This window comes from Klebsiella sp. Lac1, from assembly GCF_009825425.1.
Classification (GTDB): domain Bacteria; phylum Pseudomonadota; class Gammaproteobacteria; order Enterobacterales; family Enterobacteriaceae; genus Klebsiella; species Klebsiella electrica.
This window is the reverse complement of the sequence record NZ_VJZJ01000004.1, coordinates 297,524-314,934: the sequence shown is the minus strand read 5'-3', so window position 1 is coordinate 314,934 and position 17,411 is coordinate 297,524. Positions and strand designations below refer to the sequence as shown.

The 17,411-nt window shown below is 57.4% G+C and carries 18 protein-coding genes; 8 read left to right on the top strand and 10 right to left on the bottom strand.

The features are described from left to right. Nucleotides 1–156: 156 nt before the first annotated feature. The gene (gene kbl / locus FNY10_RS23930; RefSeq protein ID WP_160704214.1) at nucleotides 157–1,350 is read left to right on the top strand and encodes a glycine C-acetyltransferase; all 1,194 of its coding nucleotides are present in this window, start codon (nucleotides 157–159) and stop codon (nucleotides 1,348–1,350) included. Nucleotides 1,351–1,359: 9 nt separating this feature from the next. After that, nucleotides 1,360–2,385, top strand: a complete 1,026-nt coding sequence (gene tdh, locus FNY10_RS23925; RefSeq protein ID WP_100682912.1) for an L-threonine 3-dehydrogenase — start codon at nucleotides 1,360–1,362, stop codon at nucleotides 2,383–2,385. Between the two features lie 136 nt (nucleotides 2,386–2,521). Here tdh and FNY10_RS23920 read toward each other — a convergent pair whose 3' ends face one another. The 3 genes from FNY10_RS23920 to gpmM are packed head-to-tail and all read right to left on the bottom strand — an operon-like array spanning nucleotide 2,522 to nucleotide 6,301. Continuing rightward, on the bottom strand, nucleotides 2,522–3,472 hold the full coding sequence (locus FNY10_RS23920) for a divergent polysaccharide deacetylase family protein (RefSeq protein WP_160704216.1): 951 nt from the start codon (nucleotides 3,470–3,472) through the stop codon (nucleotides 2,522–2,524). A gap of 3 nt (nucleotides 3,473–3,475) precedes the next feature. Beyond that, complete coding sequence (gene envC, locus FNY10_RS23915; RefSeq protein ID WP_100682914.1) at nucleotides 3,476–4,747, bottom strand: murein hydrolase activator EnvC; 1,272 nt, start codon at nucleotides 4,745–4,747, stop codon at nucleotides 3,476–3,478. A gap of 9 nt (nucleotides 4,748–4,756) precedes the next feature. Next, the gene (gpmM, locus tag FNY10_RS23910) at nucleotides 4,757–6,301 is read right to left on the bottom strand and encodes a 2,3-bisphosphoglycerate-independent phosphoglycerate mutase (RefSeq protein ID WP_160704218.1); all 1,545 of its coding nucleotides are present in this window, start codon (nucleotides 6,299–6,301) and stop codon (nucleotides 4,757–4,759) included. Between the two features lie 245 nt (nucleotides 6,302–6,546). On the opposite strand from gpmM, the gene FNY10_RS23905 reads away from it, so the two are divergent. From FNY10_RS23905 to cysE, 5 genes are all read left to right on the top strand, one after another. Then, nucleotides 6,547–6,978 carry a rhodanese-like domain-containing protein gene (locus FNY10_RS23905; protein WP_100682916.1) on the top strand — a complete coding sequence of 144 codons (432 nt, stop codon included), beginning with the start codon at nucleotides 6,547–6,549 and terminating at the stop codon, nucleotides 6,976–6,978. A 110-nt stretch (nucleotides 6,979–7,088) separates the two neighbouring features. Then, entirely contained in the window at nucleotides 7,089–7,340 is a 252-nt protein-coding gene (grxC, locus tag FNY10_RS23900) for a glutaredoxin 3 (RefSeq protein WP_100682917.1), read from the top strand. A gap of 58 nt (nucleotides 7,341–7,398) precedes the next feature. Next, on the top strand, nucleotides 7,399–7,866 hold the full coding sequence (secB, locus tag FNY10_RS23895; RefSeq protein ID WP_004868904.1) for a protein-export chaperone SecB: 468 nt from the start codon (nucleotides 7,399–7,401) through the stop codon (nucleotides 7,864–7,866). Next, nucleotides 7,866–8,882, top strand: a complete 1,017-nt coding sequence (gene gpsA, locus FNY10_RS23890; protein WP_100682918.1) for an NAD(P)H-dependent glycerol-3-phosphate dehydrogenase — start codon at nucleotides 7,866–7,868, stop codon at nucleotides 8,880–8,882. Before secB ends, gpsA begins: the two co-directional genes overlap by 1 nt. Nucleotides 8,883–8,962: 80 nt before the next feature. Then, the gene (cysE, locus tag FNY10_RS23885) at nucleotides 8,963–9,784 is read left to right on the top strand and encodes a serine O-acetyltransferase (protein ID WP_004106845.1); all 822 of its coding nucleotides are present in this window, start codon (nucleotides 8,963–8,965) and stop codon (nucleotides 9,782–9,784) included. 340 nt (nucleotides 9,785–10,124) lie between these two features. Here cysE and trmL read toward each other — a convergent pair whose 3' ends face one another. The 5 genes from trmL to FNY10_RS23860 form a co-directional block, all read right to left on the bottom strand. Next, nucleotides 10,125–10,598 carry a tRNA (uridine(34)/cytosine(34)/5-carboxymethylaminomethyluridine(34)-2'-O)-methyltransferase TrmL gene (gene trmL, locus FNY10_RS23880; protein WP_160704220.1) on the bottom strand — a complete coding sequence of 158 codons (474 nt, stop codon included), beginning with the start codon at nucleotides 10,596–10,598 and terminating at the stop codon, nucleotides 10,125–10,127. Between the two features lie 92 nt (nucleotides 10,599–10,690). Next, nucleotides 10,691–11,875, bottom strand: coding sequence for an FMN-dependent L-lactate dehydrogenase LldD (gene lldD, locus FNY10_RS23875; protein WP_100682920.1), 1,185 nt, complete (start codon nucleotides 11,873–11,875; stop codon nucleotides 10,691–10,693). Beyond that, nucleotides 11,875–12,648 (bottom strand): transcriptional regulator LldR, encoded by a 774-nt coding sequence (gene lldR, locus FNY10_RS23870; RefSeq protein WP_100682921.1) that lies wholly within the window; start codon nucleotides 12,646–12,648, stop codon nucleotides 11,875–11,877. Before lldR ends, lldD begins: the two co-directional genes overlap by 1 nt. Next, on the bottom strand, nucleotides 12,645–14,300 hold the full coding sequence (lldP, locus tag FNY10_RS23865; RefSeq protein ID WP_131049336.1) for an L-lactate permease: 1,656 nt from the start codon (nucleotides 14,298–14,300) through the stop codon (nucleotides 12,645–12,647). The genes lldR and lldP overlap by 4 nt, the downstream gene beginning before the upstream one ends. 426 nt (nucleotides 14,301–14,726) lie before the next feature. Then, a complete protein-coding gene (locus FNY10_RS23860; RefSeq protein WP_100682924.1) occupies nucleotides 14,727–15,089 on the bottom strand; it encodes a YibL family ribosome-associated protein in 363 nt (120 codons plus the stop codon). Between the two features lie 275 nt (nucleotides 15,090–15,364). On the opposite strand from FNY10_RS23860, the gene FNY10_RS23855 reads away from it, so the two are divergent. Then, nucleotides 15,365–15,571, top strand: a complete 207-nt coding sequence (locus tag FNY10_RS23855) for a hypothetical protein (RefSeq protein ID WP_100682925.1) — start codon at nucleotides 15,365–15,367, stop codon at nucleotides 15,569–15,571. 6 nt (nucleotides 15,572–15,577) lie between these two features. On the opposite strand, the gene mtlR is transcribed toward FNY10_RS23855, so the two are convergent. Beyond that, on the bottom strand, nucleotides 15,578–16,177 hold the full coding sequence (mtlR, locus tag FNY10_RS23850; protein ID WP_100682926.1) for a mannitol operon repressor MtlR: 600 nt from the start codon (nucleotides 16,175–16,177) through the stop codon (nucleotides 15,578–15,580). Next, nucleotides 16,174–17,322 carry a mannitol-1-phosphate 5-dehydrogenase gene (gene mtlD / locus FNY10_RS23845; protein WP_141963059.1) on the bottom strand — a complete coding sequence of 383 codons (1,149 nt, stop codon included), beginning with the start codon at nucleotides 17,320–17,322 and terminating at the stop codon, nucleotides 16,174–16,176. The genes mtlR and mtlD overlap by 4 nt, the downstream gene beginning before the upstream one ends. Nucleotides 17,323–17,411 lie beyond the last annotated feature (89 nt).

Below are 17,411 nucleotides of genomic sequence, written 5' to 3'. Positions count from 1 at the left end.
ATATCACCACATGGAGCAGGCTTCAGCCATTCGCCGTAACGCGGGGTGGTGAGCGTGATTTATGCTGCAAATAATTCATTCAGGAATGCATCATCTCGTATCAGAGTATAGCTTTGGGTAATATGTGCCAAATTTTGCCAAATCTGGAGAGTTGCAATGCGTGGTGATTTTTACGAACAGTTGACCAATAGCCTCGAGACCGCTCGGGCGGAAGGGTTATTTAAAGAAGAACGCATTATTACGTCGGCGCAGCAGGCGGATATAACCGTCGGCGGCAGCAACGTGATTAACTTCTGCGCCAATAACTATCTGGGTCTGGCTAACCATCCGCAGCTGATTGCCGCCGCGAAAGCGGGAATGGACAGCCACGGTTTTGGTATGGCTTCGGTGCGCTTTATTTGCGGGACGCAGGACAGCCACAAAGCGCTTGAGAAGAAGCTGGCGGAGTTCCTCGGCATGGAAGATGCAATTCTCTACTCCTCCTGCTTTGACGCCAACGGCGGTCTGTTTGAAACCCTGTTAGGCCCGGAAGATGCCATTATTTCCGATGCCCTGAACCACGCCTCCATCATCGACGGCGTACGTTTGTGTAAAGCCAAACGCTACCGTTATGCCAATAACGACATGCAGGAGCTGGAGGCGCGTCTGAAAGAGGCCCGTGAAGCCGGCGCGCGTCATGTGTTGATCGCCACCGACGGCGTATTCTCCATGGACGGCGTGATTGCCAATCTGAAAGGCGTCTGCGACCTGGCGGATAAATACGATGCGCTGGTGATGGTCGACGATTCCCACGCCGTCGGCTTTGTCGGGGAAAACGGTCGCGGCTCTCATGAATACTGCGCTGTGATGGGCCGTGTCGATATCATCACCGGGACATTAGGTAAAGCGCTGGGCGGCGCGTCCGGCGGCTATACCGCCGCGCGTAAAGAGGTGGTTGAATGGCTGCGCCAACGCTCGCGTCCGTATCTGTTCTCCAACTCGCTGGCCCCGGCGATTGTCGCTGCCTCCATCAAAGTGCTGGAGATGGTGGAGTCCGGCACCGAACTGCGCGATCGCCTGTGGGCCAACGCGCGCCTGTTCCGCGAAAAAATGACCGCTGCGGGCTTTACGCTGGCCGGCGCCGATCACGCGATTATCCCGGTCATGCTGGGCGACGCCGTGATTGCGCAAAACTTTGCGCGCGAGCTGCAAAAAGAAGGGATTTACGTGACCGGGTTCTTCTATCCGGTGGTACCAAAAGGCCAGGCGCGTATTCGTACCCAGATGTCGGCGGCGCATACCCCTGAACAAATTGAACGTGCGGTGGAAGCCTTTACCCGCATCGGTAAACAACTGGGCGTGATTGCCTGAGGGCGTGAGATGAAAGCGTTATCCAAACTGAAAGCGGAAGAAGGCATCTGGATGACCGACGTACCGGAACCGGAAGTCGGCCATAACGATCTGCTGATCAAAATCCGCAAGACCGCAATTTGCGGTACCGACGTACACATCTATAACTGGGACGAATGGTCGCAAAAAACCATCCCGGTACCGATGGTTGTAGGGCATGAATACGTCGGTGAAGTGGTGGGTATCGGCCAGGAAGTACGCGGCTTTAAGATTGGCGATCGCGTGTCCGGTGAAGGGCATATTACCTGTGGCCACTGCCGCAATTGCCGCGCCGGGCGCACGCACCTGTGCCGTAATACCATCGGTGTGGGGGTTAACCGTCCGGGCTGTTTCGCGGAATATCTGGTGATTCCGGCTTTCAACGCCTTCAAAATCCCCGACAACATTTCTGACGATCTGGCGTCGATTTTTGACCCGTTTGGCAACGCGGTTCACACGGCGCTCTCTTTCGATCTGGTTGGCGAAGATGTGCTGGTTTCCGGCGCGGGACCGATTGGCATCATGGCGGCGGCGGTCGCTAAACACGTCGGCGCACGTAATGTGGTTATCACGGACGTTAACGAGTATCGACTGGGCCTGGCGCGTAAAATGGGTGTAACGCGTGCCGTTAACGTCGCCAGGGAGAGTCTGGCCGATGTGATGGCCGAACTGGGGATGAGCGAAGGGTTCGATGTGGGCCTGGAAATGTCCGGTGCGCCGCCGGCGTTCCGCACCATGCTGGACACCATGAACCACGGCGGTCGTATTGCGATGCTCGGTATTCCGCCGTCGGATATGTCGATCGACTGGACCAAAGTTATCTTCAAAGGGCTGTTTATCAAAGGGATTTATGGCCGGGAAATGTTTGAAACCTGGTACAAGATGGCGGCCTTGATCCAGTCTGGACTGGATTTGTCACCGATTATCACCCACCGTTTTGCCATTGATGAGTTCCAGCAGGGCTTTGATGCGATGCGATCTGGCCAGTCCGGTAAAGTGGTTCTGAGCTGGGATTAACCTCAGAACACGGCAGCCCGGCTGCGGCCGGGCTATAGGCAATCTTGCACAGTGTTATGAAGTATTTGAAAGCCTGGTATGCTTTTGACGATAAACGGGAATCTGTCGCGGAACAACGAACAGATTCCCGATCCGCTTAGTTCGTCGGGTTGTCCCAGCCCTGCCATTTCAGCTGGTAGTACTGCACCAGAGGGCTGTGGCTGATACTTTCGCTCAGGACGCTGAAGAAGCGGCTGGCGTACACCGGCTCCGGCGGATGCTTCGTCTTACAGAACTTCACGCCGCGGAACGGATTACGCGGCGACGTTGGCGGCGTGGTTGCCGACGGCGGCAGCCCGCTGTCCGGCCTTGAGGTATCGACCTGCGGCTCGTTCAGCAGGTTGCTCGGACGCACCAGGGTGATATCCGGCGGCAGGTTATAGACCATTTGCTGCAGGACGCGCACCGTGGTGGGGTGCGGGTGACCGATAGCAATCGCGGAACCGTTGCGGCGCGCCAGCGCGATGGCGCGGTTGAACTGGACGCGAATATCGGCCTCATTCTGCGTGTCATCGAGGAACACTTTGCGCTTGATAACCTTCACCCCGGTGCCCTGCGCCGCGCGCATGGCCTGGGTATTGCCGATGGTGACGCTGTCGAGGAAATAGAGATTGTAGCGCTCCAGCGCCTGCATCACCTTTTGCATCCCGAACAGGCTGGAGGTCATCGCGCTGCCCATATGGTTGTTCAGGCCAACGGCGTACGGCACTTTGCCATAGGCGTCGCGGATGATGCGCTCGATCTCATCGCTGCTCATATCCGGACGCAGGGTGTCTTTTTCCAGCGGTTGCTTGCTGAGCGGCGCCATTGGCAGGTGGATGAGGACCTCGTGACCGAGATTATGCGCCTTGCTCGCCATTTCACGGGCGTGAGGGGCGTTGGGTAATACGGCGACGGAGATCGTTGCTGGCAGCGCCAGTACCTGATTTTCGGTCTGTGGACGATAGCCAAAGTCGTCAATAACGATCGAGAGTTTGCCGGCAAATGCTGGCGAGGCCATAGCCAGCGTACCGGCTACCGCGAATGCAATTCTGCGAAATTGAAGCAAAACTTATCTTCCCAACCACGGCTGTGGATTGACCGCCTGACCCTGGCGACGAATTTCGAAATAGAGCGACGGACGGCCCTGACCGCCGCTGCTGCCTACGAGAGCAATCGGCTGGCCCGCCCGGACCTGAGTGCCGACGCTGACCAGCGCGCTTTGGTTATAGCCGTAAAGGCTCATATCGCCTTTACCGTGTTCAACGACCACCACCAGGCCGTAGCCCTGTAGCCAGTCGGCGAGAATCACCCGGCCATCGGCGATTGCCTTGACCTCGGTGCCTTCAGACGCAGCGATAACCATCCCTTTCCAACGTAGTTCACCTTGCAGCTGTTCGCCATAACGATGAAGCAACGTTCCGCGTACCGGCCAGTAGGCCTGACCGCGCGGAGAGCCGAGACCGCCGGTACGGGACATCAGCGAACGCTCGCTTTCGGTCGGTTTGTAGGTGGTGCCTTTCCGCGAGGCATCCTGCTGACGATCGCGCACGGCCTGTGCCTCGCGAGCCTCACTCTCAGCGCGGGCCTTCGCGGCGGCTTCTGCCTGCGCGATCCGACCGCGCAGGCGCGATTCGTTAGCCCGCATTTCGCCCAGCTGCTGTTGACCTTGCTGAATAGACGATTCAAGGCCTGAAAGGGTTTTCTTACGTTCGTTACGCGCCTGTTCCAGTTTGGCCTGCTGTGCGCGCTGCTCGTAAACCAGCGTTTGCTGTTGGCTCTGCTTTTCTTCCAGCTGCGCTTTTTGCGCGGAGACCTCTTCGCGCGTCTGTTTCAACTGGGCGATCGTCTCCTGGCGGGCCTGGTTCAGGTAACCGTAGTAAACCTGCATGCGCTGGTTACGCTGACCCTCTTCACCGCTGAGGATCATTTGCATCCCGGTATGCGGCCCCTGGCGGAACGCGGCATCAAGCTGCGCGGACAGGTTGCGCTCCTGAGTGGCACGCTGACGCTCCAGTTTAGCGATGGACGCGTTCATCTCGTCAATCTGCTTGTTCAACTGGTTCAGGGTATCCTGAGTTTCGCGTAATTTGCGGGTGGCCGCAGAGATAGCTTCTTCCTGAGCCCTGAGCTGGGCGAGCAGGGAAGAACGTTGCTGCTGTTGCTGCTGTATCGCTCTCTGCTTGGCGGCGATATCGGCCTGAATTGATTTGAGCTGGTCGCGGTCATCCGCCTGAGCGGGTGCGGCGCACAGCAATACGCCAGCGCTGAGTGCGCTGGCGTAAAGGACGGATCGAACAGCCGTTGCGATCCATGTATTTGAATAAGTCGCCTTTCCCCTCATGGGGAAGGATTATTCCACGATGAACAGCGGCTTGCCAGTCATCTCTTGCGGGATTTCCATTCCCATCAGCGACAGCATGGTTGGCGCGATATCGGAAAGCTTGCCGCCTTCGGCGACTTTCACCGATTTATCGCCAACGTAGATCAGCGGCACCGGCAGGTTGGTGTGGGCGGTATGGGCCTGGCCGGTTGCCGGGTCGCGCATCTGCTCAGCGTTACCGTGATCGGCGGTAATCAGCAGCTGGCCGCCGACGGATTCTACCGCTTTGGCGACCTGATCGATGCAGTTATCCAGCGTTTCAACGGCTTTAATTGCCGCTTCCATCACGCCGGTATGACCGACCATATCGCCGTTCGGATAGTTACAGATGATGGTGTCGTACTGACCGCCCTTGATGGCGGCCACCAGTTTTTCGGTCAGCTCAGCGGAGCTCATTTCCGGCTGCAGGTCGTAGGTGGCGACTTTTGGTGAGTTGATCAGAATACGCTCTTCGCCTTTGAACGGCTCTTCAACACCGCCGTTAAAGAAGAAGGTCACGTGGGCGTATTTCTCGGTTTCGGAGATGCGCAGCTGAGTCTTGTCGTTCTTCGCCATCCACTCGCCGAAGGTGTTGGCCAGGGACGCCGGCGGGTATGCGCAAGCGACTTTGATGTCGGCGGCATATTCGGTCAGCATCACGAAGTCGAGTTTGACCTCTTTCTTACGGGCGAAACCGTCGAAATCGGCGTTTACGAAGGCACGGGTGATTTCACGGGCGCGGTCAGCACGGAAGTTCATGAAAATCAGCGCGTCGCCGTCTTCCATCGCGGCATCGGCCTGGCCGTTGGCACGGATGACGGTCGCCTTCACGAATTCGTCGTTTTCATCGCGGGCGTAGGCGGCCTGCAGACCGGCAACGGCGCTGTCGGCCTGGAACTCGCCCTGCGCCAGGGTCATCAGATCATACGCCTGCTCAACGCGGTCCCAGCGATTGTCGCGGTCCATGGCGTAGTAGCGGCCAATAATGGAGGCCACGCGGCCTTTACCCAGCGCGGCAAATTTTTCTTCAAATTTCGCCAGCGAGTTTTCAGCGCTGCGCGGCGGGGTGTCGCGACCATCGAGGAAAGCGTGCAGGTAGATTTTTTCTGCCCCGCGTTCGGCGGCCAGATCTACCATCGCCATGATGTGGTCTTCGTGGCTGTGAACGCCGCCTGGGGACATCAGGCCCATGATGTGCACGGCTTTACCCGCAGCAACGGCTTTGTCGACCGCGGCGGTCAGCACCGGGTTTGCAAAGAACGTGCGTTCTTTGATTTCGACATCGAGACGGGTCAGATCCTGGTAAACGATACGACCGGCGCCGAGGTTAACGTGACCCACTTCAGAGTTGCCCATCTGGCGATCCGGCAGACCGACCTCGAGACCAGAAGCATCAATCAGCGTATGGGGACGTTTCGCCCACAATGCGTCCATGACTGGCGTTTTCGCGCTATAAATCGCGTTATCCTGCTGGTCTTCACGATAGCCATAGCCATCCAGAATGACCAGTACCATCGGCTTTTTAGAATTCGACATTGCGACAACCTCATGCTCAAAGACAGAAAATTTGCGTAATTTTACTACAGCTGAATCGTTCAAAGCACCGTAAAAGATCAAAGAAAGAGAGCGTCGGGCCCGCGCGAAAGTCGTCGGAAGGGGATTTTTTCGTGACGGGCCGCAGAAAATACATTACATCGCGCTCACTGGCTGTATTTGCCGCAATGCACAGGTATACTCCTTCCCTGGTTTTTTTATCACTTAGTCGGGAGTTGTAACCCCCCATGCAAGAAATTATGCAATTCGTCGGCCGTCACCCCGTCCTGAGCATCGCGTGGATCGCGCTGCTGGTGGCGGTGCTGTTCACCACCTTTAAGGGGCTGATGTCGAAAGTTAAAGTCATTACCCGTGGCGAAGCGACGCGTCTGATCAACAAAGAAGATGCCGTGGTTGTCGACCTGCGTCAGCGTGACGACTTCCGTAAAGGCCATATCGCGGGCTCCATCAACCTGCTGCCGAGCGAAATCAAGGCAAATAACGTTGGTGAGTTGGAAAAACACAAAGCACAACCCATTATAGTGGTAGATGGTTCCGGTATGCAGGCACAAGAGCCTGCCAGCGCGCTGAATAAAGCCGGATTTGAAAAGGTCTTTGTACTGAAAGAAGGCATTGCTGGCTGGAGCGGCGAAAACCTTCCGCTGGTACGCGGCAAATAAATTTACCCACGTCTTTATGACGTAGCCAGGTTTCCCCCACTGCGGCGAGCCGTCGGGGGGCAGCCTTGTCTGCGGCGTAAAATCCTGCGGGTAAAAACAGGAGTGAAGTCATGGCCAATATTGATATCTACACCAAAGCGACCTGTCCGTTCTGTATTCGTGCAAAAGCACTGCTGAACAGTAAAGGCGTAACGTTCAATGAACTGCCGATCGATGGCAATGCCGCGAAGCGTGAAGAGATGATTGAGCGCAGCGGTCGTACGACGGTTCCGCAGATTTTTATTGATGAGCAGCACATTGGCGGCTGTGACGACTTGTATGCGCTTGATTCACGTGGTGGACTTGATCCCCTGCTGCGCTAATTTTGCGTCCGCCCAGGTCGGGTAGGCGTATTTAAGGACAACACGAAAGGGTTTTACTATGTCAGAACAAAACAGCACCGAAATGACGTTCCAGATCCAGCGTATCTATACCAAGGATATTTCCTTTGAAGCGCCGAATGCGCCGCAAGTTTTCCAGAAAGACTGGCAGCCGGAAGTTAAACTTGATCTGGACACTGCTTCCAGCCAGTTGGCTGAAGGCGTCTACGAAGTGGTGCTGCGCGTAACCGTAACCGCTGCGCTGGGCGAAGAAACCGCATTCCTGTGCGAAGTACAGCAGGGCGGCATCTTCTCCATCGACGGCATTGACGGCAACCAGATGGCGCATTGCCTCGGCGCATACTGCCCGAACATTCTGTTCCCGTATGCGCGTGAGTGCATTACCAGCCTGGTGTCTCGCGGTACCTTCCCGCAACTGAACCTTGCGCCAGTGAACTTCGATGCGCTGTTCATGAACTATCTGCAGCAGCAAGCTGGCGAAGGTGCCGAACAACATCAGGATGCCTGATGAACGCACTTAATGCTGCAATGACTGTGATCGGTGCCGGCTCATACGGCACCGCTCTTGCCATCACCCTGGCAAGAAATGGCCACGATGTTGTGCTCTGGGGCCATGACCCGAAACATATCGCGACGCTGCAACATGACCGCTGCAACGCCGCTTTCCTTCCTGACGTCCCTTTCCCTGACACGCTGCATCTTGAAAGCGATCTGTCTGCCGCGCTGGCGGCCAGCCGCGATATTCTGGTTGTGGTGCCCAGCCATGTCTTTGGTGAGGTTCTGCGGCAGATTAAACCGCTGATGCGCCCGGATGCGCGCCTGGTCTGGGCGACAAAAGGCCTTGAGGCCGAAACCGGTCGCCTGCTGCAGGATGTCGCGCGCGAAGCGCTGGGCGACACGATCCCGCTGGCGGTCATTTCCGGCCCGACCTTTGCCAAAGAACTGGCGGCAGGGCTGCCGACGGCCATTTCGCTGGCCTCCACGGAGCCGCAGTTTGCCGACGACCTGCAGCATTTACTGCACTGCGGTAAAAGCTTCCGCGTCTATATCAACCCGGACTTTATCGGCGTGCAGCTTGGCGGGGCGGTGAAAAACGTTATCGCCATTGGCGCCGGGATGTCTGACGGCATCGGCTTTGGCGCCAATGCGCGTACGGCGCTGATAACCCGGGGTCTGGTTGAAATGTCTCGTCTCGGTACCGCGCTGGGCGCCGATCCGGAAACCTTTATGGGGATGGCGGGGCTGGGCGATCTGGTGCTGACCTGCACCGATAACCAATCGCGTAACCGCCGCTTCGGCATGATGCTCGGTCAGGGTATGGATGTGCAAAGCGCGCAGGATAAGATTGGCCAGGTGGTTGAAGGCTATCGCAATACCAGGGAAGTTCGCGTTCTGGCACAGCGTTTAGGTGTTGAAATGCCAATAACCGAGGAAATTTATCAGGTATTGTATTGCGGAAAAATTGCGCGCGAGGCAGCATTGACTTTATTAGGCCGTGCGCGCAAGGACGAGCGCAGCAATTAATCTTAAAGGAACCTTTGTCACCTCGATGACCCGGTCAGCGTAGAACTGGCCGGTCATTCTGCTATCGCCTGGAGTCAGCAATGCCGTGTGAAGAACTGGATATCGTCTGGAATAATATTAAAGCCGAAGCCCGGGCTCTGGCCGACTGTGAGCCTATGCTCGCCAGTTTTTACCACGCAACGCTACTCAAACACGAAAATCTGGGCAGCGCCCTGAGCTATATGCTGGCGAATAAGCTGGCTTCCCCCATTATGCCGGCTATCGCTATTCGTGAAGTGGTGGAAGAGGCCTATGCCGCTGACCCGGAAATGATCGCTTCCGCCGCCTGCGATATCCAGGCGGTGCGCACCCGCGATCCGGCGGTCGATAAATACTCGACGCCGCTGCTGTACCTGAAAGGTTTCCACGCGCTGCAGGCCTATCGCATTGGCCACTGGCTGTGGAATCAGGGGCGCCGCGCGCTGGCGATTTTCCTGCAAAACCAGGTTTCCGTTTCTTTCCAGGTGGATATCCATCCGGCGGCGAAAATTGGCCGCGGGATTATGCTCGATCACGCTACCGGCATTGTGGTTGGCGAAACGGCGGTGATTGAGGACGACGTGTCGATTCTGCAGTCCGTCACCCTCGGCGGGACCGGTAAAACCAGCGGCGACCGGCACCCGAAAATCCGTGAAGGCGTGATGATTGGCGCCGGTGCGAAGATCCTCGGCAATATTGAAGTGGGTCGGGGGGCGAAAATTGGCGCCGGTTCCGTGGTGCTACAGCCCGTACCGCCGCACACCACCGCAGCCGGTGTACCGGCGCGTATCGTCGGTAAGCCAGAGAGCGATAAACCCGCGATGGATATGGATCAGCACTTTAACGGTATTCACCATACCTTCGAGTACGGCGACGGTATCTAGAATCGGGTTACGGTCTGGTGCCGGTATGCCGCCCGGATAAGGCGCGATGCGCCGCCATCCGGGAGTTTCCCCCGGCTGGCGCTGCGCTTAGCCGGGCTACGGTCTGGCGCTGATATGTTGCCCGGATAAGGCGCGATGCGCCGCCATCCGGGAGTTTCCCCCGGCTGGTGCTTCGCTTAGCCGGGCTACGGTCTGGTGCTGATATGTCGCCCGGATAAGGCGCGATGCGCCGCCATCCGGGAGCTTCCCCGGCTGGCGCTGCGCTTAGCCGGGTTACGGTCTGGTGCCGGTATGTAGCCCGGATAAGGCGCGATGCGCCGCCATCCGTGAATCGCGGAGGCTAACTGCGCAATGCCGCGCCAGGATACCCCAGCTGGCGCCAGGCCTCGTACACGACCACCGACACCGCATTTGACAGGTTCATGCTGCGGCTGTCCGGCATCATCGGAATACGGATTTTCTGCTGCGCCGGCAGGGCATCAAGAATGCTGGCCGGCAGGCCGCGCGTTTCCGGGCCAAACATCAAGAAATCGCCATCCTGATAGCTTACCGCGCTGTGAGCCGGCGTGCCCTTTGTGGTCAGGGCGAACAGGCGCTGCGGCCTGGCGCTTTCGACGAAGGCCGCGTAGTCGCGATGACGCTGAACGGCGGTAAATTCATGGTAATCCAGCCCGGCGCGGCGCAGGCGCTTATCATCCCAGGTGAATCCCATAGGCTCGATAATGTGCAGATTGAAGCCGGTGTTGGCGCACAGGCGGATGATATTCCCGGTATTCGGCGGGATCTCAGGTTCGAATAGTACAATGTTCAGCATGCTGCCCTGTCTCATTAGGCTCTTAATCGCGCGGGCAGAATAGCAGATATTTGCCCGGCCCTCATCCTCGTGGGAGAGCGCCGGGCGGGGGGTTAGGCAGCGTTACCCTGCTTAATCGCATTGAAGGTTTGCAGCGCGTCGGCGTTCTGCACCAGCGAATCGCGGCTGATTTCGCCGATGGTTTTGGTTCCGGTCAGGGTCATGGCCACTTTCATCTCTTTCTCGATAAGATTCAGCAGGTTGGCTACCCCCTGCTTACCGTGGGTGGCCAGCGCGTAGAGATAGGCGCGGCCCAGCAGTACGCTATCGGCGCCCAGCGCAATCATCCGCACCACATCAAGACCATTACGAATACCGCTATCGGCGAGAATGGCGATATCGCCTTTGACCGCATCAGCGATCGCCGGTAGCGCGCGGGCAGAGGAGAGAACGCCGTCGAGCTGGCGGCCGCCGTGGTTGGAGACCACGATCCCGTCGGCGCCGAAGCGTACCGCATCCCGCGCATCCTGCGGATCGAGGATCCCTTTGATCACCATCGGGCCATCCCAGAATTCGCGGATCCACTCAAGGTCTTTCCACGAAATCGACGGATCGAAGTTGTTGGCCAGCCAGCCGATATAATCCTCAAGACCGGTAGGCTTGCCGAGATAGGCGGAGATATTGCCGAGATCGTGAGGGCGACCGTTTAAACCGACATCCCACGCCCACTGTGGGTGAGTCATCGCCTGCCAGTAGCGGCGCATCGCCGCGTTCGGGCCGCTCATCCCGGAGTGGGCATCGCGATAGCGGGCGCCGGGGGTGGGCATATCAACGGTAAACACCAGGGTGGAACAGCCCGCCGCTTTGGCGCGCTCCAGCGCATTGCGCATAAAGCCGCGATCGCGCAGGACGTACAGCTGGAACCACATCGGACGCTTGATGGTCGGCGCGACCTCTTCTATCGGGCAGACGGAAACGGTGGAGAGGGTGAACGGAATCCCTTTATCATCCGCGGCGCCTGCCGCCTGCACTTCACCGCGGCGAGCGTACATTCCGCACAGTCCGACCGGCGCCAGCGCCACCGGCATGGAGAGCTTTTCTTTGAACAGCGTCGTCTCCAGGCTCAGGTCCGACATATTCTTCAGGACCCGCTGGCGGAGCGCCACATCAGACAGGTCTTCAACGTTGCGGCGCAGCGTGTGTTCGGCATAGGCGCCGCCGTCGATGTAGTGGAACAGGAACGGTGGCAGGATACGCTGTGCGGCTGCGCGATAGTCGCTGGCGGCTGAAATAATCATCACGGGTTCTCCCTGGCATTTTCATTGTGGTCACCGGGCAGACGGGTAATTCGCGCCTGGCGGGCCTGGTCTTCATCAAAGTGTTTAATCGTGGCGTGGACAAAGCCTAAATGCGCCATCATCGCCTGCCGTGCGCCTTCGGCGTCACCGGCGAAAATGGCCTCCATCACGGCCTGGTGCTGTTCGGTCAGACGGGCGAATACCGGCGGGACAAGGTACATCCGCTGGCGGCTCTGTTTGACCGAGGATTGCAGGAGGTCGAAAAAGCCGCGCATGGTTTGTAGCAGCACCACGTTGTGCGAGGCTTCGGCGATCGCCAGATGAAAGCGCACGTCGGCCTGCGAGGCGAGGTCCGGGTCCTCGCTCTGGGTGGCTTCAAAGCACAGGCGAATGCGCTCTTTTTCGGCATCGGTTGCCCGCATCGCCGCATGCCAGGCCGTGCTGGCTTCGATGGCGTGGCGGGCTTCCAGAATATCAAAGCTGTAATCGGGGTCGTCGGCGAGCAGCGTTTTTAGCGGCTGAACGATATTCTGTTCCGACCACGTCTCGTGCTGCCAGCGCACGAAGGTCCCGCCGCCGCGACGGCTGACCAGCAGACCTTCGTTCACCAGCATCGCCAGCGCTTCGCGCAGCGAGTTGCGCGATACGCCAAGCTGCGCGGCCAACTGGCGCTCGGCGGGCAGTCGCATGCCCGCCTCCAGCTTTTGTTCTTCAATCAGCGCCCGCACACGACGGACGACATCGTCTGCGAGGCGCCGGGGCATCACTATCATGGGATCATCCAGGTTAAGACATAGGCCTGTAGCGTGGTGATAACGCCAACCATGCAGGTAAAGATCAGGCTGTGTTTTACGGTAAAGCGGAACAGGTCCGACTCTTTCCCCACCAGCCCTACCGCCGCACAGGCGATGGCGATGGACTGCGGCGAAATCATTTTACCGGTGACGCCGCCTGTGGTGTTGGCCGCGACCAGCAGAATATCGGATACGCCGATCTGCTGTGCCGCGGTCGCCTGCAGCGCGGCGAACAGCGCGTTAGACGAGGTGTCCGAACCGGTCAGGAATACCCCCAGCCAGCCGAGGAACGGCGAGAAGAAGGTAAACGCGTGGCCGGTATGCGCCAGCGCAAGGGCCAGCGTCGACGACAGCCCGGAATAGTTAGAGATAAAGGCGAACGCCAGTACCATGCCGATAGAGTAAATCGGCAGAGCCAGTTCTTTTAACGTGCTGCCAAAGGTGACCAGCGCGTCTTTCGGTTTCATGCGCAGCCAGACGATGGAAAGTAAAGCCGCAAACAGGATGGCGGTGCCGGTAGCCGACAGCCAGTCGAACTTATACACCGCAGCGTAAGGCGTGGCGGCGCTGACAACCGGCGGCATGCGGGCCACCATCTTATCGAGGAACGGGACAGAGATATTGATGACGAAGTCATACATCGCGCCGCCGGGGGCAAACAGGGCCTTAAACGGCGGAATGCTCCACAGGGTCACGGTGGCGGTCAGGAACAGGAAGGGCGACCAGGCGCGAGCGATCTGCCCGGCGCTGTAATGGGTACGCGCCAGCGTTTGATCGACCTGCGCGGCGCCCATATCGCCAAAGCGGAAGATACGCACCGGCTGCCAGCGTTTGAGGAACAGGGTCAGGCAAACCAGCGACACCAGGGAAGAGATGATGTCCGGCAGTTCCGGGCCGAGGAAGTTGGAGCTGAGGTACTGTGCGATGGCGAACGAGCCACCGGCCACCATGACCGCCGGCCAGGTCTCTTTGACACCGCGCCAGCCGTCCATAATCGCCATAATCCAGAACAGGACGATAATGGTCAGGAACGGCAGTTGACGACCGACCATCTGGCCGATGGCAAAGCTGTCGATACCGGTCACCTGGCCGGCGACCAGAATGGGAATGCCCATCGCACCGAAGGCAACCGGCGCGGTGTTGACGATCAGACACAGGCCCGCCGCATACAGCGGGTTAAAACCCAGGCCGACCAGCAGCGCGGCGGTAATCGCCACCGGCGCGCCAAAGCCGGCCGCACCTTCGAGGAAAGCCCCGAAGGAGAAGCCGACAATCAGCATCTGCAGGCGCTGGTCAGGGGTAATCGAGAGAATCGACGAGCGGATAATGTCGAACTGCCCGGTCTTGACCGAAATTTTATAGACGAATACCGCGGCGATAATAATCCACGCGATGGGCCACAGGCCGTAAAAGAAGCCGTAGACCACAGAAGTCAGCGCGCGGTCCACCGGCATTTTATAGAACAGCAGCGCGACCGATAGCGCAATGGCCACGGTCCATGTCGCTGCCAGGTACCCTTTGAGCTTGAGCTTTATCAGGGCAAAAAAGAAAAACAGAATCGGTAACGATGCGATAAGACTTGAGAGCCAGATATTACCGGCCGGATCGTAATTTTGTTGCCAGAGGTTCATGCAGGTCTCCATCGGGCCACAAAGATGCGGTGCTGAGTCTGCGCTCCTTGCAGATCACATCTTTTGTAAAACTGGCCCAGCCAAAATTGAGTTGTAGGGTTAACGACAATGAATGGTTAATCAAATGTTATTATCAGGCAATACGTCTGTGACCAAAAATGATGGATATGTGAACCGTTGAGTGGTTTAGGAAATAATTGGTTGGGCCAATAAGAGAGGGGAGTTCATGGACGTGAGTGATATGTGAATCAGCGCCTGCCCGGCTACCAACCGCCAGCGGACACGATTCCGTCGCCCTGACCAGCGTAGCGCCGCCGGGGATTTTCCCGGATGGCGGCGCGAGCGCCTGATCCGGGCTACCCGACCGCACGAACCCGTAGCCCCGGTCAGCGTAGCGCCACCGGGGAGGTTCTCGGGACTAAAGGATTAGAACTCGGTTTTAGAGAAGCCGGTCATTTCTTTGAGGTTCATTTCGCGACCGAGGGCGGTCATCGGATGCACAATCACCAGTCCGCGAACGCTTTTCTTCAGCTTGCCCATATCGGCCTGCTCTTTTTTGGTGATTGCGCGGCGATGTGGCAGGCTCATCAGCTTCTGGGCTTCTTTGCTTAGTTTCTGGCCCTGAACTTCGCGCAGGCGAATAATTTCGGCTTCGAGGGTGGTTTTTTCTTTTTCCAGCTCGGCGTATTTGTCCGCAGCTTCCACCAGCGACAGGTCTGCCTGCTGATGGCGGATGGCGTCGAGGCGGTCGCTCAAACGCTTGATTTCATTCTTTTCGACTTCTTTCATGATGACTTAATCTATTAATAAAGGGATTTCGACAACATATAGTATGTGCTGTGACTTCTGTTGTGGGTAGTCATTTATCAAAAGCCCGACGTTTTTTCCGCGGAAGTCTCAGGCGTAATGATTTATAATTATATGAATGTAAATAATATTATTACTAATAGCCGCCTGTTTTTCATCTCTGTGAAGTCTGTCATCAATACCGCACGTTTTCCTCAACCCTGGCCTCATTTTTCGCTAATCCTTTACAGGATAATCCCTGAAAACAGGAGGGCGAGATGGCAAAAATCGGTGACGGCGTACCGCGTATTATCGACAAGACAGTTGATTTTATGGCTTCAAGCCAGGCTTTTATGGAGTATTTGAAAAAATCCCCGCGTTTGCAGCACGTGCCGCGGGAAATCCCGCAGAACAAAGAGGCGCTGTTCCTGAGTCGTCTGGAGTATTACAGGCAGCTTTACCGGCCGACTTGTGACCAGGTGTAACCCGGGTCAGAGCGTTGATTTCTGAAAGGCTTTTTTCAAGCTGATTCGGGAAATCAGCTCGGTCAGAGACAGCATCATTGTTGAACGTACAACCTGCTGGTAGCGCAGCTTCTGCATTGCCAGCAGTTCTTCGTCGCTCTCATCAAACAGTGGCGTCGGCGGCAGGGCGGTCACGCAATGCAGTTCGCCGAAAGGCCCAAGAATTTCATCATCGGTAAAACCGTACTCATTTCCGTCGTGATTCAACTCTTCGCGCAGAGCCATCAGCAGCTCGGCGTCTTCGTATTCGGCGCGGCTAATCACCCCAAGGCCGTAAATCAGCTTCAGGCGTACAGAAAGGTCTCCCAGCGGCCCATCGCCATCCAGCAAGGGCTCCACTGCGTATTTCACCGCATAGTCGTCTTTACGGAACACCTGAAGCACCAGAATATTGACCGCTTCCGTGAGTAGCTCGACGGTGGTGATCAGGAAGCTTCGTACGGTTTTGCCAGCATTCAGACGCTCAAGCACGCGGTTTTCAAATGCCTGTGTTTCTTCCATTATGGCCTGCATATCTGACAGGAGTAGTAATGGGCGCGGTTCGTACCGCGCCAGGTCTTGCCTCATTTGGTGGCGTTGTAGTCGTTAACGGCCTCGGTCACCACGGCGCTTGCTGCATCCAGACCGGAAATCTGTGCCAGCGCAGCCTGGGGACCCTTCTCGTTAATCAAGTCTGCCAGCTCCTGCGCCTGCGGGTCTTCTTCGCTGCGGAAATGCATTGCCGCCGCGATCCCTTTGACCAGGTTAACATGCGGCAGAGCATATTCCAGCGTACCAAGCAGCGGCTTAATCAGACGATCGCCCGCGCTCAGTTTACGCAGCGGCTGACGGCCCACGCGCTCAACGTCATCTTTCAGGTACGGATTCTCGAAACGGCCGAGGATTTTCTGGATGTAGGCGGCGTGCTTCTGCGCATCAAAGCCGTAGCGTTTGATCAGTACCGCGCCGCTCTCTTCCATGGCCCCTTTCACCACGGCGCGAATGTTCTCATCGAGAATCGCCTCGCGGATTGTCTGGTGCCCGGCCAGTTTTCCGAGGTAGGCGGTTATAGCATGTCCGGTGTTTAAGGTGAATAGCTTACGTTCGACAAATGCCATCAGGTTGTCGGTTAATTCCATGCCAGGGATCGCCGGCAAGGTCCCTTTAAACTGGGTTTTATCGACGATCCACTCGCTAAAGGTTTCCACGGTCACTTCCAGCGGGTCATGCGTCGCAGAGGCTGACGGGGGAACAATACGGTCAACCGCGGAATCGACAAAGCCGACGTTGGCTTCTACCCAGGCTTTATCTTCTTCCGCCAGGGCGTTAAATACGTGGCCTTTAAGCTGTGTGGTCCCGCGCACCATATTTTCGCAGGCAATGATGTTTAGCGGGGCGGTTATCCCCTGCGCTTTACGCTGCGCCAGTCCTTGCGCAATAGCCGGCGCAATGCGCTCCAGCACCACCGGGCCGACGGCGGTGGTGATCAGGTCAACGCGGGCAATCAGGTCAATGACTTCATCGCCGATGCTGCTGACGGCATTGACGCCGGAGACGGTATCGACCTGCTCGTTTTCACCGACGACATGAACCTGATAGCTATGACGGGCATTCAGGGCATCAAGTACCACCTGATTCACATCGGCGAATGTTAAAGCGATCCCCGCGTCAGCCAGCAATTTGCCGATGAAGCCACGTCCGATATTACCTGCGCCAAAATGTAATGCATTCATAGTATTAGCCTTCATTAATGTTTTTACCTGAGAGGGTTCGGGTGAGGCGGGTCCCTCAACCGAACCCTCTCCCCACGCATGAGGAGAGG